Consider the following 21,108-nt stretch of genomic DNA (forward strand, 5'->3'; position numbering starts at 1 on the left):
GTTTTCAATTTTCCATGCAGCAGTATCAGCGCGACTTTATCCAACTGGCCCTGGATCACCAGGTGCTGAGCTTTGGCGATTTCATCCTGAAGTCCGGCCGCCGGAGTCCCTATTTTTTCAACGCCGGACACTTCCACACCGGAGCCGCCCTGTCCGCACTGGGGCAGGCTTACGCCGAAGCGATTATTGCCTCGGAAGTCGAGTTTGATGTCATTTTCGGGCCGGCCTACAAAGGGATACCGCTGGGTGCTGTAACCGCCGTGGCACTGGCGCGAAAAGGTGTAGATAAACCCTTCTGCTACAACCGCAAGGAGGCCAAGAATCACGGCGAAGGCGGAACCTTAGTGGGTGCGCCGCTAGTTGGCAAGGTTCTGATTATAGACGATGTGATCACCGCTGGCACTGCTGTGCGGGAAGTAATGCAGCTTATTGAAGCCCGGGATGCCCAGCCGGCCGCCGTGGTGATCGGTCTCAACCGCCAGGAGAAGGCCGGCGAGGACACACCACTGTCGGCCATTCAACAGGTAGAAAGGGAATACGGGGTACCGGTGCTCAGTATCGTACAGCTCGATCACATCATCAGCTATCTCGGCGAGGTGCTAGAGGACAGTGATACACTGCAGAGGGTTATCCGCTATCGAGAGCGCTACGGGGTTGGGGATTGAGAGAGGTTGCCAGGCCCCCGGCATGTAAAAAAAAGTGAGAGATGCGATGAAAGCCGCACTAGCCACAATTGTCGCCATCACCCTGGCCGCAGCCAGCGCCTGGGCAAGGGACAAGCAGCCCAACGAGTTAACCGGCAAGGTACTCTACCGCTATACCGATCAACAGGGCATACAGGTACTGGATCACCAAGTGCCGCCGCATCTGGTTGACCGCGGCTATGAGATTCTCAGCCTGTCGGGGCGGGTGCTCAAGGTGGTGCCACCGAAACCCAGCGGGGAAGCGCTGGCGGAGCAGCAGCGGCGGGAAGAGCAGGCGCAAGTGGACCGGGACCTGCTGCGGCGCTATACCAGTGTCGCGGACATTGAGAGCGCGCGTTCACGCAAGCTGGCCACAGTTGAGCAGGATATGGCGATCCTGGGCTCCAACATCGCCAGCCTGAAGCTGCAGATTGAGCGGGAGGAGACCGCCGCCGCCCGCGCTCAGCGCAATGGCGGCGCGGTTTCACCGGAACGCCGGGAGAGGATTGCCAGCTTGACCGAAGAGGTGGCGCTTTTGCAGGAGCGCGTGGCGCAGCGTGAGCAGGAGGCAGAGCGCATTGAAGCGGAGTTCGACCAGGCCGCGCGCCGCTATGGGGAAATCTCCCGCAACTGAATTAATCAGAGGTTCCCTAGCCTCCACACCACTAGCCGACGGCCCGGCCGTCTGCCCGGCACTGTCACTCTGCTCCCGCCTAACCCCGCTGCCCCACCAGTGCAGTATCGCGGAAAAAGCCCGCCACCAGCACCGGCCACTGCTCCGCCCAGTACTCCGTGGGTTTGCGCCTGAAGCCGCTGCGCACATACTGAACAATGCGGCCTTCGGCACTGGCCAGCAGAAGGTTGGCGGCACCGCCCAGCGGTATGGATGGGCGCAGCTGCTCGCGCAGTTCCGCCTCCCGCAGGATCTGCTTGAGCTGGGTCTCCAAACGGTCGAAGAACTGCAGGATGCGCCCGTGCAGGCGTTCCGTTTCGCCGGTGAGCGCATCGCCGGTGAGCAGGCGGGTGATGCCGGGATTGCGCTCACAGAAGCCGAGCAGCAGCTGCAAAATTTTCTGGCAACGGCCGAGCGCCGAGGGCTCATCCTGGAGAATAAGGGAAACGCGGCTGAAAACCGTTTCCTCGATAAACTCGATCAACCCCTCAAACATCTTCGATTTGCTGGGAAAGTGACGGTAGAGTGCCGCCTCGGAAAAGCCCACTTCTTTCGCCAGCGCCGCAGTGGTGATGCGTGCGCCGGGGCTGGCCTCCAGCATATGGGCCAGAGCCTGCAGTATCTGCTGGCGTCGATTGATTTTGTCGCTCTTCATTAAGCCATCTTTATACCCGGAGGGAGCGCCGGGACTGTGTGTTTTTGTTGTTGCTCGCGGGCCGGACCACCCCCGCGTTTACTCCGGGCCCGGCTGAAAACTCTTCCATGGCGGGCGCGGGAATCCTAACGATTCATCGCGTTAGCTTCAATCGTTATGCCGGCACTACTATGAATGCGCTGCATCGGTGATCAGCGTGCCCACGCCGGTATCGGTGAATATTTCCAGCAGCACCGCGTGGGGGACGCGCCCGTCGATAATATGGGCGGAAGTCACCCCGGATTTTACCGCATCCAGCGCACAGGCGATTTTCGGCAGCATGCCGCCATAAATGGTGCCATCGGCGATCAGGGAGTCCACCTCCAGGGTGCTCAGGCCGGTAAGTACCGCACCATCCTTACTCTGCAGGCCCGCCACATTGGTCAGCAGCATCAGTTTTTCCGCGCCGAGATACTCGGCTATCTTACCGGCCACCAGATCGGCGTTGATATTGTAGGAACTGCCGTCACTCCCCACCCCGATGGGAGCGATCACAGGGATAAAGTCACCGCGAAGCAACATGTCGATCACATCGGTATTGACGCTCTCCACTTCCCCCACATGGCCGATGTCGATAATTTCCGAGGCGTGCAGGCCGGCGGCGGCGTTGCTTGTGGTCAGTTTTCTCGCCCTGATCAACAGGCCGTCCTTGCCGGTGACGCCAACCGCTCGGCCGCCGTTGTTGTTGATCAAATTGACGATCTGCTTGTTGACCGTACCCCCCAGCACCATTTCCACTACATCCATGGTTTCGCTGTCTGTCACCCGCATGCCGTCCACAAAGCGGGTCTCGATATTGAGTTTCTTCAGCAGACCGGCGATCTGGGGCCCACCTCCGTGCACCACCACGGGATTCATACCCACCAATTTCATCAGAATGATGTCGCGGGCGAAACCGTTTTGCAGCGCCTCATCCACCATGGCGTTACCGCCAAATTTGACCACCACGGTTTTACCGGTAAAGCGCTGAATATATGGCAGCGCCTCGTTGAGTACCTGGGCGATGCGCAGTGCGGACTTCTGGTCCAGGGACATGCTGTAATTCCTCGTTTACACAATTGTCACGCCGAGGCCGAAAGGTCGGGGACAACTTTCTTTAACTGGCCCATTATCCGCGAACGGATACTCTGCAGGGCGGCATCGCTCTCCGCCTCGAAGCGCAACGTGAGGGCGGCGCCGGTATTGGAAGCGCGCACCAGGCCCCAGCCATCGGCATATTCTATCCGCAGCCCATCCAGCGTATTGATATCCGCACCGGGGAAGTCACCGGTCTCGCGCAGTCGCTCCACCAGCGCAAACTTCTCCTCCTCTTTCACCGGCAGGAGAATTTCCGGGGTGCTCGCCAGTTGCGGCAGGGAATCGAGAAGCTCGTCCAGGCTCTGCTCACGCAGCGCCATAATCTCCAAAATGCGCGCCGCCGCGTAGATTCCATCATCAAAGCCAAACCAGCGGTCCACTATAAAGATATGCCCCGACAACTCGCCGCCGAGGACAGCGCCGGTCTCCAGTATCTTGGTTTTCATCGGCGCATGGCCGGTCTTCCACATAACGGGGCGGCCACCATACTGGCTGACCAGCTCACCCAGGGCGCGGCTGCTTTTTACATCAAACACGATATCGGCACCGGGGTTGCGCACCAGCACATCGCGGGCCAGTAGCATCACCAGCTGATCCGGCCAGGCGATGAGGCCGGACGCGGTGATCAGCGTCACACGATCTCCATCACCGTCCAGCGCCACCCCCAGATCGGCGCCGGCCTCTTTCACTTTATCGGTCAGGGCGCGCAGATTTTCCGGGCGGGAGGGATCGGGGGCGTGGTTGGGAAAGTCGCCATCGACAGAGCAGAACAACGGCGTGACGGCGCAGCCCAGCTGCTGAAACAGTTGCGGCGCCAGTACAGAGGTAGCGCCGTTTCCGGCATCCACCACCAGACGCGGCTGGCCCGCCAGGGCCACGCCGTTGCAGATCTCGTCGATGTAATCAGCGCTGACATCCTGTTCTCGATGGCTTCCCCGGCCTTTTTTGAACGGGCCCTGCCGCATCAATTTGTGCAGCTGCTGCAATTTTTGTCCCGACAGGGGACGCCCGCGCAGCAGAATCTTAAAACCGTTGTACTCGGCGGGATTGTGGCTCGCGGTAACCACAACCCCGCTACTGGTGTTTTTGCCTTTGGCGCAGGCATAGTAAAGCAGTGGTGACGGCACCATCCCGAGATCGACGCTGTTGCAGCCACTGTCGAGGATACCCTCATTCAGACAATTGGCGAGCAGTGCACTGCTGTTGCGGCCGTCCCGACCCACCAGAAGTATCTTTTCTCCGGCGTGTTGGGCCAGGGTGCCCAGGGCAACACCCAGTTGATAGGCGAAGGGCTCATCGATTTCCGCACCGGCGATGCCGCGGATATCGTAGGCGCGAAACACATGCGGCGGAAATTCAGGCGCAGCCAGGGACTCCGGTGCAGGGGTATCGGCTTCGCTCTGTTGCCCCGCCCGCGGCGCCGGCGGCGCGGCTGCGGCAAACACCGCGGCCTCGTCGCCATCGGCCTCCTCCGGAGGCTCGCGACTAATACTGCCGGGGCTCTTTCTGTTATCCCTCTGACGCCACGGCGCGGAAATGTTGCGCGGCAGGTAGCGCACCAGCAACACCAGCGTAATCACCAGGCCAACAAGCGCGCCCAGGTACACCCATCTGGAAGAGCTGCCCTGTTCACTGACAAACTGTGCCGACGGGCTAAACCCCAGCTTGAGGTAGCTGCCAGTCACTTTGGCGCTGCCCCGCACCCTATCGCCCCCGCCACTGCGCCAGAGCGACTGCGGCGGCCCGCCGTCAAACTGCTGGGTCAGCACCAGCCCGCCCAACGCGCTATCGAAGGCGGGCAGGTCCGCCGCGAAGCTGACCAGGTCCTCCGTCACCAGCAATGCGCCCTGGTCAGTGGCCACCACCTGGTGCAGCTGCCAGCCGTCGTCGTCCCCGGTGCGCAAAAACTCCACCCGCTGGTCGGATCCGTCCAGCCCGCGCTTGAGCAGATCCACCAGTGCAAAGTTCAATTGCGGCCCAGCACCGGCACCCACACGAATATCCGCCACGGCAAAAAACTGCGCAGTGGCATTGGTGGGCATGGCGGGGCTTCCTTCCAGTGCCACGGAGCGAAACTCAGAACCCGGCAGTTTGCGCAAATCCTGTGCACGGCGGTGGAGGATTTGCCCCAGCTGTCCCGCATGCCGGTCCACCAACGCCTGAGCGGCAGTATCCACGGTGGCGATACCGCGCGGCGTCACCACTTCCCGGGCGATAAAAAAAGCTCCCCCCAGCCAGACGATACACGCCAGCAGCGCAGGCAATGCCAGGCCCTGGTGAAACGGGGACAATGGTCGATCCTTGTTGGGGGGGGTCACAGAAACTTCACCATCACAGGTTGTTATTCTTGCACGGCTCTGCTGGCGATAACGGTGATCAGCCGGTCGGCAAGTTCCGTTTTGAGTGCCGAAGGCAGAGTTTCACAGCCGTTGGCGTCGATCACCGTGACGCTGTTGCGGTCGCTGTCGAACCCGCCATCCGCAGCACTGACATCGTTGGCCACGATCAGATCGAGCCCTTTGCGCTGCAACTTGCCGCGCGCATGTTCCAGCAGCTTCTCCGTCTCCGCAGCAAATCCGACCGTAAAGGGCCGCAACTTAGGGCGCGCGGCGATAGCCGCCACAATATCCGGATTCTTTACCAGCGTCAGGCGGTCTTCATCCCTGCCATCACTTTTCTTTATCTTCTGCTCGGCGACCTGCGCCGGGCGGAAATCGGCCACCGCGGCGGCGGCGATAAAAATATCACATGCATCCGCGGCCTCTTCCGCCGCATCGCGCATCTCCAGGGCATTGGTCACATCAATGCGTTTCACTCCGGTGGGCGTCGCGAGGGCTACAGGACCGGCGATCAGTGTCACTTCCGCACCGGCCCTCTGCGCCGCCGCCGCCAGCGCGAAACCCATTTTGCCGGAACTGCGATTGCTGATGTAGCGCACCGGGTCCAGCGCCTCGCGCGTGGGGCCGGCGGTAACCACAACACGCCGCGAAGCCAGCAGCTGCCGGTTGCCAAACAGCCGCTCGACCCGCCGCACCAGTTCATCGGGTTCCAGCATGCGCCCGGGTCCAATCTCGCCACAGGCCTGGCTGCCGGCCGCCGGGCCCCAGATATGGGTGGCGCGACTGCGCAGCCTGTCAACATTGGCGGTGGTGGCATCGTGGTGCCACATAAGCTGATTCATGGCCGGTGCCACCGCCAATGGCGCCTGGCTGGCGAGACACAGGGTGGTGAGCAGGTCATCCGCCAAACCGGCGGCCAGCTTCCCCAGCAACTGTGCACTGGCGGGGGCAATGAGGATCAGCTCGGCCCACCTGGCCAGCTCTATGTGGCCCATGGCAGCCTCAGCCGCCGGGTCCAGCAGGTCGCTGTGCACCGGGTTGCCGGAAAGGGCCTGAAACGTCAGCGGCCGGATGAATTCCTGCGCCCCCCTGGTCATAACAACGCGTACATCCGCGCCTCTTTCCCGCAGGCGGCGCACCAGGTCAGCGCTCTTGTAGGCGGCTATACCACCACTGATTCCCAGCACTATGCGTTTGTCGGTCAGGGCGGACATGGGACTGTTTCCGTGGCAGTGGTTTCAAACTAAGGCGAGCAGGTAAGATTAGCATTGATGCGCCTTGTCGTAGAAGGCAGAGCTGATCAACGATCTGGAAAAGAGCTGGGGGAGGCGTCCATGGCGATCACCGACTGGCCGATAGAGGAGCGCCCGCGGGAGAAGCTGCTGGCGCGGGGGGCGGGCGCCCTGTCAGATGCGGAGCTGCTGGCTATTTTTCTGCGCACCGGCCTGCCGGGTGTGTCCGCGGTGGATCTGGCGCGCCGGCTGCTGGCGGATTTCGGCGGCCTGCGGCCGCTGCTGGAGGCCCAGCGGCGGGAGTTCTGCGCGGCCAAGGGCCTCGGGGATGCCAAGTTTGTGCAGCTGCAGGCGATACTGGAGATGGCGCGGCGGCATTTGGCGGCGTCGCTGCAACGGGGTAACGCACTGTCCAGGCCCGATGCGGTACGCGACTTCCTGGCGGCGCAACTGCGCCACCGCCAGCGCGAAGTCTTCTGCTGTCTCTACCTCGACAGTAAACACCGGGTGATTGCGTTTGAGGAACTGTTCGAGGGCACCCTGGATGCGGCCAGCGTCTATCCCCGGGAGGTGGTGCAGGCGGCCCTGCTGCGGGGCGCGGCGGCGGTAATCCTGGCCCACAACCACCCCTCCGGCGTCAGCGAACCCAGCCAGGCGGACATCGGTATCACCCAGCGGCTGGCCCGGGCGCTGGAACTGGTGGATATCCGGGTGCTCGACCATATGATCGTGGGCGAGGGTGCGGCCCTGTCCTTCGCGGAGCAGGGACTACTGTGACCGCGGGGTACAGCCCCGCCACACGGGAGTGCCGGCTAAAACTTGTCACCCGGGGGTGCTTCTGGTATAAAACGCCGCTCTTTGCGGCCGGGCCAGATTCCGAACAGCTTCCGCCGCCGCCCAGGAACCGGATTAGAATCCCGAATTGACGTGTCCGCAGCCGCTAGCAGGCACCGAGAGTTTTGAAGAGGCCAGAAGATGTCCAAGGTATGTCAGGTCACCGGTAAGCGCCCGGTCACCGGTAACAACGTGTCCCACGCTAAGAACCGCACCAAGCGCCGCTTTGTGCCCAACCTGCACAGCCACCGTTTTTGGGTTGAATCCGAAAAGCGCTTTGTGAAGCTGCGGGTATCCGCCAAAGGTATGCGCGTAATCGATAAGAAAGGTATCGACACAGTACTGAGCGAGCTGCGCGCGCGCGGCGAAAAGGTTTAACCGGCGGCTGGCGCCCAGCTGAGAGATCGGAGAGAAAACAATGCGTGACAAGATTCGCCTGAATTCAAGTGCCGGCACCGGACACTTTTACACCACCACCAAAAACAAGCGCAACATGCCGGAAAAGATGGAGATCAAAAAATACGATCCCGTAGTTCGCAAGCATGTGATGTACAAGGAAGGCAAAATCAAATAGAGCCTTAGTCTGCGCCAAAAAACCCGGCTCGCCGGGTTTTTTTGTGCCTGGAGTTCCCCTATGCCCGAGCTGCCGGAAGTAGAGACCACCCGCCGCGGCCTCGCACCCCACCTGGAAAACCGCAGGGTATGCACAGCGCTGGTGCGCCAGCGCCGACTGCGCTGGCCGGTGGACGCCCGCTTTGAGCAGCGCATCCGCGACGCCCTGATTCTGCGGCTGGAACGGCGCGCCAAGTATCTGCTGGTACACACCGACCGGGGATGCGCCATCTGGCACCTGGGCATGTCCGGCAGCCTGCGCCTGGTGGAAGCGGATGAGGAAGCCCAACAACACGACCATGTGGACTGGGTTCTGGATTCCGGATTGCACCTGCGCTATCGCGACCCGCGCCGCTTCGGCGCCCTGTTGTGGACCAGCTCGGACCCCGCCGGGCACAGGCTGCTGGCGCACCTGGGGCCCGAGCCATTGTCGCCGGAATTTTCCGGTGAGCATCTCTTTCGCATGTCCCGCCGGCGTCGCCAGGCGGTCAAAACCCTGATCATGGACGGCCGCATCGTAGTGGGTGTAGGCAATATTTACGCCAGTGAATCCCTGTTTATGGCCGGTATCCGCCCGGACCGCGCTGCCGGCAGCATATCCCGCGCTCGCTATGAGCGCCTCGCGGAGTCCATCAAGCAGGTACTGACCTGCTCTATCGAGCAGGGTGGCACCACTTTGCGCGACTTCATCGGCGGCGACGGCAACCCCGGTTACTTCGCCCAGCAGCTGAATGTCTATGGCCGCGCCGGCGAACCCTGTCCCAACTGCTGCAGGCCGGTGCGCGATACACTGCTGGGCCAGCGCAACACCTTTTTCTGCAGCCGCTGCCAGCGCTGAGCTTCAATCCTCCAACAGGTTAACGGCTGCCGCATCCGGGGCGAAACAACACCGCACAATCGGTTTTCTATACTGAGACAGCCACGGCAAATAGCGCCGGGCCTTATAAACGCAGCGGCACAGACAGGACGCACATGTGTAACCCCGGGAAGCTGATAACGCTGACTGTCACTTTGTTGACGGTGGTACTGGCAGCTTGTGATTCCCGGGCGCCTGCCGACCGGGAAAGTGTTTCCGCCGGCCGGTTTGCGCAGGGCGCACAGATGGCGGCCGCACCCAGCCCCGCGGAGCTGGTGCTGAAAAACGGTTACATCTATACCGTCGATGCCCGCAGGAGTATCCATCAGGCCATTGCCATCCGCGCCGGGCGTATCGTCTTTGTCGGCACTAGTGCCGGCGCCGACGCTTTCATCGGTCCGGCGACCCGGGTGGAAGACCTGCAGGGCAAATTGGTGTTACCCGGCTTTGTGGACGCGCTGGCACGGATAGGCAACCAGGGCCGACGGCTACACCTTTACGGCGGACAACAAGTCGGCGACTACCAGGCAGCGGTAGCGGATTTCATCGACGCCAATCCCGGGCTTCAACTTGTAGTCGGGCAAGGCTGGAGGCCGGCGGCCTTCGGCGATGGCGCACCCCATAAGGCACAGCTGGACCAGGTGAACGACCTGATTCCCATAGTCTTGTATTCCGAGGACCGGCAATCCATCTGGACCAACTCCGAAGCGCTGGCCGCCGCCGGAATCACTATGGAGACTGTGGCGCCCGACGGCGGCACCATCGGCAGAGATGCTAACGGGCTCGCCATCGGTGTGTTCCGCGGCGCCCCGGCAATGGCACTGGTGGAGCGCATTATTCCCCCGGCAGGTGCGGGCGAACACCGGGCCGAAATAGTCGCCGCGCAGCAACAGCGCAACCGCTGGGGCATCACCAGTATGCACGCAACGGATATCCACCCCGGGGATACGACCATGCTCGCTGCGTTGCGGGAAATGGCCACAAAGGGGGAGCTCACATTGCGCCTTCGCGGCTCCCTCGCGGCCACCGCCGATATGACCGGGGAACAGCTGGCAGCGCTCAAGCAGCGGGCGGAAACACTGCAGCGGGGTGAGCTCAGGATTCACTCCGTATCCCTGTCAGTGACCAACCCCCTGGATCAGATACAGGCTGGAACTGTCGCCCGCCAGAAACAGATCAACCAATTTGTCACAGACGCCAACCGACAAGGCTTGCAGGTGCAGCTGCACGCCGAAGACGACCTGGCAACGCGTATGGCCCTGCAGGCATTCGCGCACGCCAGCGGCACAAGGAGTGCCGAAGCCCCCCGCAACAGCCTGGCCCCCTGGCAACTTGCCCAGGGGCGGGACTTCCGCCTGTTGCAACGAACAAAAACCATCGCCTTACTAGAGCCACCCCGGTTGGCGTCCACACGGAAGTCTGAAACCGGGCGCTACCCGGCAACGGAATTGCTTCGGCGGGATATAGCCGTGGCGTCCGGTAGCGGCTCACCAGTGTCGCAATCGGTGAACCCCTTTGCCGCTATTCAGCTCGGCGTCGTACACCGGGGACAGAATCAATTCCGTGGCCTGGTATCGATATCAGGGGACGTGACAGCGCTCGAACAAATGGTGGCGGTTTTCACCATCAATGGCGCCTTTGCCAATCGGATAGAAGGGGAGACCGGCAGTCTGGAAATTGGCAAGTGGGCAGATTTTATCCTGCTTGACCAAAACCTGTTCCAGATACCCCCAGAACAGATTCACCGGACCCGCGTGCTGCGCACTTACTTCAAGGGCCGGCCCGTATACCGGGCCGGCGCTGCCCTCCGGCAGTGAACCGCGCAGACAGATCAGGATCAGTTCTTGTCCAATACCATTTGGTCCTCGCTGCGGAAGGCCCACAACACGAGACAGCTGGCAAACACGATCAGCGATGGATAGAACAGCACATTGGTCCCTTCCAGCATCAGGCCCATGGGATCGATGATGGATTTCCACACGCCCAGCATGGTGGCGCCGTTAATCACCGCCTGCACCGGGTAGGTGAACTTTCGCCACAGACCCAGTACCACCGCCAGGCCGAGCAGGGTTTGCAGAATACCGAAGATATTCCACATCAACGGCGCCTTGATCAGCCCGAGATAGAAGTGGTCCGAAACAAGAATGGCGTGGTCCACATTAATAATTTTGTCGACCCCCCAGATCACCAGCAACAGACCGAGACTGATACGGAGTAGTAGAAGAGAATAGGCTCGCATGGTCACCCCTCACACACAATTGATAGTTAATTCCCGACGGCACTGCCTTCCCGACGGGGGTCTGCCCCGCCATATAATTTGCCATCGATCAGCGCAATCCCGTGGATACCACTATTGAGATTGCGTTGCACCACCTTTTGTCCGAGCTGTTCCAGTTTTGTTACAGTGTCCGCGGTAAAAAACCCCGGCTCCAGTTCCACCCGCCTACCAATAGCGCCGATATTACCCGCCGCTATAGCTTCTGCGATCGGCATGCCCAGGCCCAGATGGTAGAGAATAGTGCGTGCAGTGTAATCGATGATACGCGAGCCTCCCGGCGAACCCACGAGCATGCGCATGTTGCCGTTTTCGTCAAAAACCACTGTGGGCGACATGGAGGAGCGGGGCCTTTTGCCGGGCTGGATACGATTCGCCACCGGATCCCCAGCGGCATTTTCTGGAGTAAAGGAAAAGTCAGTGAGCTGGTTGTTGAGTAGAAACCCTTTCACCATCAGCCGGGAACCGAAACCGGTTTCGATACTGGTAGTCATACTGACTCCATTACCGTAACGGTCCACCATGACCATATGGCTGGTATTGGGTTTCTCAGGCGAGAGTGCCGGCCGCTTTTTTGCCGCTCGCGGGTCCGGCTGGCCGGCCACCGCGACCGTGGCCCGGGTTGAGTCGATCAGCTTGGCCCGCTCGGCCAGATACCCGGGCGCCACCAGGGCCCGGCTCGGCACCGCGACGAAATCCGGATCCCCCAGATAGGCATTGCGATCGGCAAACGCCAGTTCCGATGCCTCCGCAAACAAATGGGTCAGCGCAGCGCTGCCGGGTTCAAACTCGCGCAGCGGGAACTGCCCCAACATGCCCAGAATCGCACCCACGGTGGAGCCGCCGGACGAGGGCGCATTGGCGCCGCAGACACGGTATTGCAAAAATTTACTGCATAGGGGCGGGCGTATCCTGGCCCTGTAATCCGCCATATCCCCGCGGGTCATAACCCCGGGGTTTTCGGGGTCGTTGCGCACCGCATTCACGATCGCCGCGGCGATTTCCCCGCGATAAAAAGCATCGCTGCCATCCCTGGCCAGCAGGCGCAGCGTCTGCGCATAGTCTGGATTTTTCAACCGGTAGCCCACCGGAACCGGCTCGCCATCGGCGACAAAGAAATATTTTTTAATGGCGGGCCGGGCGGCAACTTGGGGTAATTTCTCCAGTAACTGGTGCAGCCGCGGTGACACTGCAAACCCTTGCTCCGCCAGTTGGATCGCCGGCTCAAACAACTGCGCCCAGGGCAGCTTGCCGTCCCGCTCGTGTGCCAGCTCCAGCATACGCATCACGCCGGGCACCCCCACCGAATAGCCGCCGATCACCGCTTTCAAAAATGAGCGCGGCCGGCCGTCGTGCATGAAATAGTTTTCATCCACCGCCGCCGGCGCAGTTTCACGGCCATCGTAGAAATACAGTGTTTTTTTATCCGCGCGGTAACTCAGCATGAAGGCGCCACCACCGATACCGGACGACTGTGGTTCCACCAGACCGAGCACCAGTTGCGCCGCTATAGCGGCATCCACCGCAGTACCACCGCGGGCGAGAATCTCAGCGGCGGCCCGGCTGGCATGGGGGTTGGCGGTGACCGCCATAAATTCCTCGGCGGTAGCGGACTTGACTGCGCCACGTCCGGTGGCGACTTCGGGCTGGACTTCCTGGGCAGAGACACTGCTGCAGAACAGCAGAAGCGGGACGAGAATCAGCTTACGCACAGGTGGTACTCCGTCGGCGTTAACTCATCAAGCCAGTGTAACAGAGGTCCCTCGGCAAATCCGGCTCAGCGGAACTTGGCCAGCAGCGCCGCCTGGATTGTCGCTGGCACAAACTTGGTGACGTCACCTCCAAGGGAGGCGATCTCCCGCACCAGCGATGAGGAAATGTAGGAGAGGTGCTCCGCCGGAGTGAGGAAAAGACTTTCCATATTCGGCGCCAGTTGCCGGTTCATATTGGCCAGCTGGAACTCGTACTCGAAATCGGATACCGCGCGCAGGCCGCGCAAAACGCCGTAGGCCCCTACCTGGTGCACCAGGTCGGCGAGCAGAATATCGAAACCAATCACCTCCGCGTTGGGCAGATGATCCAATACCTGCCGGGCCAGATCCACGCGCTCGTCGAGGGTGAAAAGCGGGTTCTTGCGGGAACTCGCCGCTACCGCCACGGTGACATGGTCAAACAGGCGACAGGCGCGCTCCACCAGGTCCAGGTGACCGTTGGTAATGGGATCGAAAGTTCCTGGGTAGACAACTTTTTTCATAAGCCAAACTGTATTCTGGAACTCTGCCGGGCCGGGCGCGCATGTTAAACAATTTGTCGACCCGGCACAAAACAGCGCCCGCCGGAGGTTTCCGACAGGTACTACTGACGCCAGCGCAGAAGGCGCATACAGACCCGTCCGGCGTGCTTCTCCCGCTCAATCCGGAAGCCATCCGGCAGGCTGAGGAGCGTGTCCCGCGGGGTCTCCACATAGACCTGGGCGCCGGCATCCAGGTGTGGAATAACCCCCGCCAGCATGGGCTGCCAGAGGGCGCCGGCAAAAGGCGGGTCCAGGAACACCAGTTGATAGGGGCCGCACGCCTGACCGAGAAACTGCTCAGCACTGCAGAGATGCACCTGCCCGTTGTGGGCTCCCAGCGCCGCCAGTTGTCGCTGCAGGGTCATCGCCGCATCGCGGTTCAATTCAACGAAGTCCACCGCCTGGGCACCGCGGGACAAGGCCTCCAGCCCCAGGGCGCCGGAGCCGGCAAAGAGGTCCAGGCAACGGGTGCCGGCCAATTGAAACTGCAACCAGTTGAACAGTGTTTCGCGCAGGCGGTCACCGGTGGGCCTGAGCCCCGCGACCGGCGCGAACTGCACTTTGCGGCCGCGCCAGTCACCGCCGATGATGCGCAGTTGTGGTCGTGAGTGGGGTGCGCCACTGCGCGAACGGCTGTTGGCCAAAGTGTATTCCTGCTGTGTGGAAAAATGGAGCGATGCTAAGATTAGCGCTTTTGTGCAAGCGTGACATGCGGACCCGAGAATGATCTTTGATTTCCTGCGTAAAAAGAAGGCCGGGCCTGAGGAAACCCAAGCCGGTGCGGAAGCTATTCGCACGGCATCCGCCGAAGAGGCGGTGACCCCACCCCAGACAATACCAGAGTCACCCGCGGAGACACCGATCGACGAGGCCGGGCAGGAGAGTATGCCGGAAGCCGGGGGCTTCTTTAGCCGTATCCGCCGCGGCCTGAGCCGCACCAGCAACCAGTTTGCCGAGGGCGTGGGCAATCTGTTCCTAGGTGCGAAAGAGATCGACGAAGACCTGCTGGAGGAACTGGAAACCCAGCTGCTGATGGCAGATGTCGGCGTGGAGGCGACCACGGAAATTATCGACCGGCTTACCCAGAAGGTTTCGCGCCGGGAGCTGACCGATGGCCCTGCACTCTACCGCGCCCTCCAGCAAGAGCTGACCGGCCTCCTCGCCGCAGTCGAGGAGCCGCTGCAAATGAATACAGCCAACGGGCCTTTTGTGATTCTGGTGGTGGGCGTCAACGGGGTCGGCAAGACAACCACCATCGGCAAGCTGGCACACCGTTGTCAGGCGGAGGGAAAGTCGGTGATGCTGGCCGCGGGGGACACTTTCCGCGCGGCCGCAGTGGAACAGCTGCAGGTCTGGGGAAAACGCCACAATGTACCGGTGGTGGCCCAGCATACCGGTGCCGACAGCGCTTCGGTGATTTACGACGCAGTCTGTTCGGCCCAGGCACGGGGCGTCGATGTGGTCATTGCCGATACCGCCGGCCGCCTGCACACCAAATCCAACCTGATGGAAGAACTGTCCAAAGTGCGCCGGGTGATGGGCAAACTGGACAGCGACGCACCCCACGAAGTGCTGCTGGTCCTGGATGCCGGCACCGGGCAGAACGCCATCAACCAGGCGGAACAGTTCCGGGATGCCGCCGGGGTCACCGGCCTGGTGTTGACCAAGCTCGACGGCACCGCCAAAGGCGGTGTGATCTTTGCCCTGGCGCAGAAGTTTGGGATTCCGGTACGCTTTATTGGCGTCGGCGAGCAGGCGCAGGATTTGCAGCCCTTTGGGGCAAATGAGTTCGTCGCCGCCCTGTTTCGCACCGAACCCCACCCGCCTGTGTCCGAATGACAGGGCCCGCCCGACATCCCGCTCGCCGGGCCCCGGACAGCCGGGCGATGCCACCCCGTGTCCCTGTATCGACGGCGACCACCGGACAGGCCGGGAAAGACCGATTGGAATGGCGGGCTGCTGACTCATGATCACCTTCGACAAGGTCAACAAGCGTTACAACTCGGGCCAGGATGCGCTGGTGCGCATCAGCCTGGAGATGGACAGGGGGGAAATGGTATTTCTCACCGGTCACTCGGGTGCCGGCAAAAGCACCCTGCTCAGGCTGTTGACCGCAATCGAGCGCCCCTCCGGTGGCAGCGTCCTGGTCGCCGGGCAGAACCTCAACCGGCTCCGCAACAGCCGGATTCCCTATTTTCGCCGCAATCTCGGTATCGTTTTCCAGAATCACCAGCTGCTGTTTGATCGCAACGTATTCGACAATGTGGCGCTGCCACTGACAGTGGCCGGGTGCGGCAGGCGCGAAGTGGGCCGCCGGGTGCGCGCCGCCCTGGACAAAGTGGGCCTGCTGCAGAAGGAAAAGCACAATCCGATCACCCTGTCCGGGGGTGAACAGCAGCGGGTTGGTATTGCCCGCGCGGTGGTGCACAAGCCGGCGATACTGGTGGCGGACGAGCCCACCGGCAACCTGGACCCGCGGCTTTCGGAGGAGATCATGGGGCTGTTTGGCGATTTCAACGCAGTGGGCGTGACCGTATTGGTGGCCAGCCACGACCTGGAATTGATCGCGCGCCTGCGCCGCCGGGTGATTACCCTGCAGGCGGGCCAGCTGGTCTTCGATGGAGTCCCCGGCCGTGAAACAGTCCACCCATAAACACCGGCGCCCGGCGCCGGAACCCAGGAAGACAGCGGGCGCGGTGGCCGCCCGGACCCGGCTCGGCGACCGCTGGCTAAGCTGGACCCGCCACCATCGCGAGATGGCGCTGGAGGCGCTGCGCCGCTTCTTCGCTACCCCCATAGCCAGCGGCATGACTGCACTGGTCATCGCCATAGCACTGGCTCTGCCCAGTGCCCTGCACCTGGGTATGGTGAATTTTCAGCGCGCGGTGGCGGGCTGGGACGGCCAGCCACAGATTTCCGTGTTTATGCGCAAAAGTGCGAATAGCGAGGCGGTGCAGACCTACGCGGAGGCGCTGCGGGCAAACCCGCTGATCGGGGAGGTCGCCTACATCTCCCCGGAGCAGGCCCTGCAGGAATTTCAGCAGACTTCCGGATTGGGCGACCTGCTGACCGGACTGGACAACAATCCGCTGCCCGCTGTGTTGCTGGTGCGCCCGCAAAGCGCCCCCAGTGACCGGCTGCAGGCGCTGGCAGAACAGCTGCGGGCGAATCCCCTGACCGATGCCGTAGTGCTGGACCTGGCCTGGGTACAGCGGCTGGCCCGGCTCTCGCAGCTGGGGCAGCGCCTGGCCGCCGGCCTCGCCCTGTTGCTGGCAATGGGCGTGCTACTGGTCGTGGTGAATACCATTCGCCTGCATATCGAGAACCGCCGCGAGGAAATCCTGGTGGTCAAACTGGTGGGCGGCACCAACGCCTTTGTGCGCCGCCCTTTTCTCTACAGCGGCCTCTGTTACGGGTTTTTCGGCGGTGCCCTGGCCTGGCTGCTGGTGGCTTTCGGGGTGGCGCTGATGGCGGGGCCGGTGGCGGGCCTGGCCGCCTCCTATGGCAGTGGTTACACACTGGATGGTCCCGGGTTTGGCTATTTTCTGGCGCTGACCGGAGGCGCCGCCGGGCTGGGCCTGATGGGAGCCTGGATCGCCGTGACCCGCCATACCCGCGCAATCGAGCCCCGCTGAGGGGAGTAGAGGCCTGCGGGACCCAGTGAGGACTGTCCTATGGCGCGAAACTTTTCTATAGATAGACCTTCTAAGTACCTGTAGTTCCCGCCTTTGTCCCGTCAGTTGTAGTCTTCCTAAGGCGGTGGTGCAAATGCTACACTGGAACCATTCGGCGGCGCCCCATCCCCCAATCCATCGGTACAAGACTACCGGAACACAGGGGGGTCCGACACGGGGCCACCGCACTGCCGGTTGGTGCTGAAAGCAGCTGTCCGGCACAACTAAACAGAAGGAGAAATCATGGGAACCAGCCTGCAGCCAGTGCATACGCTGTCTCCGGGTGCCAATCTCAACGCCTACATCCAAACGGTCGGCAGTTTTGACGTGCTGTCCGCGGAGGAGGAGAGGCGCCTGACCGAAGACCTTTACTATCGCCAGGATCTGGATGCGGCCCGCCAACTGGTGATGTCCCACCTGCGCTTCGTGGTGCATATCGCCAAGTCCTATTCCGGCTACGGCCTCAACCAGGGCGACCTGATCCAGGAGGGCAATGTCGGCCTGATGAAGGCCGTCCGGCGCTTCAACCCCGAGAAAGGGGTACGCCTGGTGTCCTTTGCAGTGCACTGGATCAAGGCGGAGATTCACGAGTTCATCCTGCGCAACTGGCGTATCGTGAAAATCGCCACCACCAAGGCCCAGCGCAAGCTGTTCTTCAATCTGCGCAGCCAGAAGAAGAAGCTGGCCTGGTTGACCAATGACGAAGCCAAGGCAGTTGCCACCGACCTCAAAGTCGATGTCACCGAGGTCTATGAAATGGAGGGGCGCCTGTCCGCCCACGATGCGGCCTTCGATGCCGGGGTAGACGACAGTGATGACAGCGCCTGGCAGGCGCCGGCCCACTACCTGGAAGATCACCGCTTCGACCCGGCGGCGCAGCTGGAGCGTGACAACTGGAAGGAGTCCAACCTGAACAGTCTGGCAGCAGCCATGAAGCAGCTGGATGATCGCAGCCGCGACATTATCCAGGCGCGGTGGTTGAGCGAGACCAAGGCAACGCTGCACGAACTGGCGGACAAATACGGTGTTTCCGCCGAGCGTATTCGCCAACTGGAAAAAAAGGCCATGATGAAAGTGCGAGCGGCGATGGAAGCCTGACGGACACTTGTGGCTGTTAAAGAACCGCGCATCCGCGCGGTTTTTTATTGGTGTCCCTCTATGTCCCGGGAGGAAAGACAAATGGTCAAACTCTACCTGCTGATCGCCGCGGCCCTGGGTGGCAGCGGCGTCGTGCTGGGTGCCTTCGGCGCCCATGGTCTGCGCGGCAAGGTCGCGGTGGATCTGCTGGAAGCCTACAAAACCGGTGTTCTTTACCAGATGGTCCACACTCTGGCCCTGTTCGGTGTGGCGCTGCTGTTACAGAGTTGGGGAGAACGCACAGCTCTGTTGGTCAGCGGTGCCCTGTTCGCCACCGGGATACTCCTGTTTTCCGGCAGCCTCTATGGCCTGACATTCGGCGGTCCCCGCTGGCTGGGCCCGGTCACACCGCTGGGGGGACTGGCACTCATCTCCGGTTGGGTGGCACTGTTTGTCGCCGCACTGAACTATTCCCGCTGACTACGAGAAATAGTGTGACGGTTTACCCGGCGACTAGACAACTAAATAAGTCACCGGGTATTGCGCTACATGGCAGTGCCGATACCGGCGAAGGCCGGCGCAAGCCCCTGAAAAGCTTACGATTCCGCGCAATTGTTTGGATTTGCAGGGGCGACAATCCAATGAATGGGGGATCATCTATTGGATTGCCGGTTTAACGGACAGTAAAAAATCCCCCTTGGGGTCAGGTTCCCTTCAGAGGCCGCAACACATGCAGGAAGATTCCGCGGAAAAATTTCCCTATCGCACGGAATACAAGAAAAAATCCATTCGCAGCTATGTCATTCGGGCCGGGCGCATGACCGAGGGCCAGAGACGGGCTTTTGATCACTACTGGGGTCCCTACGGCCTGTCGCTCTTCGACGGCCCCTTGAGTGCCCGACAGGTGTTTGGTCGCGGGGCACCGCTGGTGCTGGAGATCGGCTTCGGTATGGGTGATTCGCTACTGGCAATGGCCCGCGCGGAGCCGGACAAGGATTTTATCGGTATCGAGGTCCACCCACCCGGTGTGGGCCGGCTGATCAACAATGCCGGTACTGCGGGCGTGGAAAATCTTCGCGTGTATATGGCCGATGCCATAGACGTACTGAATGACTGTATCGCGGACGCTTCCCTGGACCGTATACAGCTGTACTTTCCCGACCCCTGGCACAAGAAAAAGCACCACAAGCGCCGCATAGTGCAACCCCAGTTCGCACGCCTGCTGTGTACCAAATTAAAACCCGGAGGTTTGCTGCATATGGCCACTGACTGGGAAAACTACGCCGAACAGATGCTGGAAGTGCTGGAGACCGAAGCGCTGCTGGAAAACACCGCCGGCAAAGGCGAGTATGCGCCGCGACCGGACTTCCGTCCGCAAACCAAGTTCGAGCGGCGCGGCCAACGACTCGGCCACGGGGTCTGGGATCTGCTTTACCGACGCGCCGACAGCTAGCAGGCTGTTGAAATTCGAAGAATTTCGACGCCTGGTACCGGAATATGGATGTTCCGGCAAAATCGGCGACGCCTAAGTCGTTGATTTTGGGAGAAAAGTGAAAATCAAATTTTTCGCTTTTCGTGTGTTGCAAAAGGCAGGATGCCTTTTTCAACAACCTGCTAGGGGCACAGCCACACCTGTCAACCCCTGTTGTTTCGGTTCACAAAGACGCCGCGCTTCACTGAACAGTTATTCCCCCGAAAGGCCGCGGCGACACAGCGCCTCCGGCACTCCCCCATGGGGCGGTTGCAGCTCCTGCAAGATCTTCTGAGGCCCTGTAGGGTTAGTGGACGCCCCGCCCAGGGTCTACTATTTTCATTCAGACCCATTGCCGGTAAATGGATATTCCGGAGTTGATAATGACAACAAGGCGACTGATTTCCCGCCTCACCCTGTGCGCTTTGCCACTGATGGCAGCCACCTCCCCGCCGCTACAGGCAGACCCCGAAACCACCCTCAACCTATACCTCAACGGCGGCCGCTACTGGTTTGACAACGACCGCCTGAAGGGTACGCCATTTCAGGAATTTGATCTGGAACTCAGCGACACTACCGGTGGCGGTGGCGGCCTTGGCTACAGCATCACTGACCGCTGGGCACTGGAAGGGGTGGTCGATTATTTCAGCGTGAGTGTCAAAGGCATCAACGAAAAAGTGGATGTCTACAACTATCACATGGACCTCCTGTATCACTTCGCTGGCAACTTCTGCGGCGCACCCTGTCGCTGGCAGCCCTATGCCGCTTTTGGTGTCGGCGAAATACGCACCGAATACGATGGTGCCTTTGGCCCGGAACGGGACTGGCACCGGCGCCAAACCATGGTGAATGGGGGATTCGGAGTCAAATACCAGTTGGGGCCCCGCTGGCAGACCCGTGTCGATGCGCGGGCCTTTCAGGGAGTGGAGGAGGGCGGCCTGGACGGCTTTGTCAGCATCAGCATCGGCTACCAGTGGAGTGAATATCCGGTCTTCTGGCGGGATCTGGATGGGGATGGGATCATCGACAAGCTGGATGACTGCCCGCAGACACCGCCGGGGGTATTCATCGATGCCGATGGCTGCCCGGTGGACTCTGACCAGGATGGGGTGCCGGATTACCTGGACCTCTGTCCCGGCACGCCACTGGCCGTCGCGGTCGACGATAGCGGCTGCCCCGATTGAGACGCTGTTAACCCGGCAACTAGGGAACGTCTGAATAACTCAACAATCGCTACGGCAGTATCAGTATTTTCTGGTGCGGGCCTGAATTTGACCAAAACAACCCTGAGATTGTTTGTTTTTTCACCTGGAATCTA

Annotated in this window: 22 protein-coding genes; 14 read left to right on the forward strand and 8 right to left on the reverse strand. The window is 61.2% G+C overall.

Annotated features, from left to right (window positions below):
• Nucleotides 1-14 precede the first annotated feature (14 nt).
• Both pyrE and ABVT36_RS14955 read left to right on the forward strand, forming a co-directional pair.
• Complete coding sequence (gene pyrE, locus ABVT36_RS14950; protein ID WP_367149919.1) at nucleotides 15-665, forward strand: orotate phosphoribosyltransferase; 651 nt, start codon at nucleotides 15-17, stop codon at nucleotides 663-665.
• A 46-nt stretch (nucleotides 666-711) separates the two neighbouring features.
• The gene (locus ABVT36_RS14955) at nucleotides 712-1,317 is read left to right on the forward strand and encodes a hypothetical protein (RefSeq protein WP_367149872.1); all 606 of its coding nucleotides are present in this window, start codon (nucleotides 712-714) and stop codon (nucleotides 1,315-1,317) included.
• A 79-nt stretch (nucleotides 1,318-1,396) separates the two neighbouring features.
• Here the strand turns inward: ABVT36_RS14955 and slmA are convergent, their stop codons facing one another.
• The 4 genes from slmA to coaBC form a co-directional block, all read right to left on the reverse strand.
• Nucleotides 1,397-2,011, reverse strand: a complete 615-nt coding sequence (gene slmA, locus ABVT36_RS14960) for a nucleoid occlusion factor SlmA (protein ID WP_367149873.1) — start codon at nucleotides 2,009-2,011, stop codon at nucleotides 1,397-1,399.
• Nucleotides 2,012-2,179: 168 nt separating this feature from the next.
• Entirely contained in the window at nucleotides 2,180-3,085 is a 906-nt protein-coding gene (gene argB, locus ABVT36_RS14965) for an acetylglutamate kinase (protein ID WP_368457260.1), read from the reverse strand.
• A 26-nt stretch (nucleotides 3,086-3,111) separates the two neighbouring features.
• Nucleotides 3,112-5,445 carry a phosphomannomutase/phosphoglucomutase gene (locus ABVT36_RS14970; RefSeq protein ID WP_368457261.1) on the reverse strand — a complete coding sequence of 778 codons (2,334 nt, stop codon included), beginning with the start codon at nucleotides 5,443-5,445 and terminating at the stop codon, nucleotides 3,112-3,114.
• A 23-nt stretch (nucleotides 5,446-5,468) separates the two neighbouring features.
• Nucleotides 5,469-6,680 (reverse strand): bifunctional phosphopantothenoylcysteine decarboxylase/phosphopantothenate--cysteine ligase CoaBC, encoded by a 1,212-nt coding sequence (coaBC, locus tag ABVT36_RS14975; RefSeq protein ID WP_368457262.1) that lies wholly within the window; start codon nucleotides 6,678-6,680, stop codon nucleotides 5,469-5,471.
• Nucleotides 6,681-6,800: 120 nt separating this feature from the next.
• Between coaBC and radC the strand changes: the two genes are divergently transcribed.
• The 5 genes from radC to ABVT36_RS15000 all read left to right on the forward strand — a co-directional run bounded on the left by radC (nucleotide 6,801) and on the right by ABVT36_RS15000 (nucleotide 10,817).
• Nucleotides 6,801-7,475, forward strand: a complete 675-nt coding sequence (gene radC / locus ABVT36_RS14980) for a DNA repair protein RadC (RefSeq protein ID WP_367149877.1) — start codon at nucleotides 6,801-6,803, stop codon at nucleotides 7,473-7,475.
• A gap of 198 nt (nucleotides 7,476-7,673) precedes the next feature.
• Nucleotides 7,674-7,910, forward strand: a complete 237-nt coding sequence (gene rpmB, locus ABVT36_RS14985) for a 50S ribosomal protein L28 (RefSeq protein WP_067083837.1) — start codon at nucleotides 7,674-7,676, stop codon at nucleotides 7,908-7,910.
• A 40-nt stretch (nucleotides 7,911-7,950) separates the two neighbouring features.
• Nucleotides 7,951-8,106, forward strand: a complete 156-nt coding sequence (gene rpmG, locus ABVT36_RS14990) for a 50S ribosomal protein L33 (RefSeq protein ID WP_069946430.1) — start codon at nucleotides 7,951-7,953, stop codon at nucleotides 8,104-8,106.
• A gap of 60 nt (nucleotides 8,107-8,166) precedes the next feature.
• On the forward strand, nucleotides 8,167-8,982 hold the full coding sequence (gene mutM, locus ABVT36_RS14995; RefSeq protein WP_368457263.1) for a bifunctional DNA-formamidopyrimidine glycosylase/DNA-(apurinic or apyrimidinic site) lyase: 816 nt from the start codon (nucleotides 8,167-8,169) through the stop codon (nucleotides 8,980-8,982).
• Between the two features lie 134 nt (nucleotides 8,983-9,116).
• Nucleotides 9,117-10,817: an amidohydrolase gene (locus tag ABVT36_RS15000; protein WP_368457264.1), complete on the forward strand. Its 1,701-nt coding sequence runs from the start codon at nucleotides 9,117-9,119 to the stop codon at nucleotides 10,815-10,817.
• Nucleotides 10,818-10,837: 20 nt separating this feature from the next.
• Here the strand turns inward: ABVT36_RS15000 and ABVT36_RS15005 are convergent, their stop codons facing one another.
• The 4 genes from ABVT36_RS15005 to rsmD all read right to left on the reverse strand — a co-directional run bounded on the left by ABVT36_RS15005 (nucleotide 10,838) and on the right by rsmD (nucleotide 14,212).
• A complete protein-coding gene (locus tag ABVT36_RS15005; RefSeq protein WP_367149880.1) occupies nucleotides 10,838-11,239 on the reverse strand; it encodes a DoxX family membrane protein in 402 nt (133 codons plus the stop codon).
• 26 nt (nucleotides 11,240-11,265) lie between these two features.
• Entirely contained in the window at nucleotides 11,266-12,987 is a 1,722-nt protein-coding gene (ggt, locus tag ABVT36_RS15010) for a gamma-glutamyltransferase (protein ID WP_368457265.1), read from the reverse strand.
• Nucleotides 12,988-13,052: 65 nt separating this feature from the next.
• Nucleotides 13,053-13,529, reverse strand: coding sequence for a pantetheine-phosphate adenylyltransferase (coaD, locus tag ABVT36_RS15015; RefSeq protein WP_367149882.1), 477 nt, complete (start codon nucleotides 13,527-13,529; stop codon nucleotides 13,053-13,055).
• A gap of 101 nt (nucleotides 13,530-13,630) precedes the next feature.
• Entirely contained in the window at nucleotides 13,631-14,212 is a 582-nt protein-coding gene (gene rsmD / locus ABVT36_RS15020; protein ID WP_367149883.1) for a 16S rRNA (guanine(966)-N(2))-methyltransferase RsmD, read from the reverse strand.
• A gap of 79 nt (nucleotides 14,213-14,291) precedes the next feature.
• Between rsmD and ftsY the strand changes: the two genes are divergently transcribed.
• From ftsY to ABVT36_RS15055, 7 genes are all read left to right on the forward strand, one after another.
• Nucleotides 14,292-15,407 (forward strand): signal recognition particle-docking protein FtsY, encoded by a 1,116-nt coding sequence (ftsY, locus tag ABVT36_RS15025; protein ID WP_368457266.1) that lies wholly within the window; start codon nucleotides 14,292-14,294, stop codon nucleotides 15,405-15,407.
• Nucleotides 15,408-15,534: 127 nt separating this feature from the next.
• Entirely contained in the window at nucleotides 15,535-16,221 is a 687-nt protein-coding gene (ftsE, locus tag ABVT36_RS15030; protein ID WP_368457267.1) for a cell division ATP-binding protein FtsE, read from the forward strand.
• A complete protein-coding gene (ftsX, locus tag ABVT36_RS15035; protein ID WP_368457268.1) occupies nucleotides 16,202-17,203 on the forward strand; it encodes a permease-like cell division protein FtsX in 1,002 nt (333 codons plus the stop codon). Before ftsE ends, ftsX begins: the two co-directional genes overlap by 20 nt.
• 282 nt (nucleotides 17,204-17,485) lie before the next feature.
• The gene (gene rpoH / locus ABVT36_RS15040; RefSeq protein ID WP_368457269.1) at nucleotides 17,486-18,340 is read left to right on the forward strand and encodes an RNA polymerase sigma factor RpoH; all 855 of its coding nucleotides are present in this window, start codon (nucleotides 17,486-17,488) and stop codon (nucleotides 18,338-18,340) included.
• An 81-nt stretch (nucleotides 18,341-18,421) separates the two neighbouring features.
• Nucleotides 18,422-18,799, forward strand: coding sequence for a DUF423 domain-containing protein (locus ABVT36_RS15045; RefSeq protein ID WP_367149889.1), 378 nt, complete (start codon nucleotides 18,422-18,424; stop codon nucleotides 18,797-18,799).
• A 250-nt stretch (nucleotides 18,800-19,049) separates the two neighbouring features.
• Nucleotides 19,050-19,772 carry a tRNA (guanosine(46)-N7)-methyltransferase TrmB gene (gene trmB / locus ABVT36_RS15050; RefSeq protein WP_368457270.1) on the forward strand — a complete coding sequence of 241 codons (723 nt, stop codon included), beginning with the start codon at nucleotides 19,050-19,052 and terminating at the stop codon, nucleotides 19,770-19,772.
• Between the two features lie 401 nt (nucleotides 19,773-20,173).
• Entirely contained in the window at nucleotides 20,174-20,974 is an 801-nt protein-coding gene (locus ABVT36_RS15055) for an outer membrane beta-barrel protein (protein ID WP_368457271.1), read from the forward strand.
• Nucleotides 20,975-21,108: the final 134 nt, after the last annotated feature.

The sequence above is a fragment of the Microbulbifer sp. TYP-18 genome (assembly GCF_040932045.1).
In the GTDB taxonomy this organism is placed as follows: Bacteria; Pseudomonadota; Gammaproteobacteria; order Pseudomonadales; family Cellvibrionaceae; genus Microbulbifer.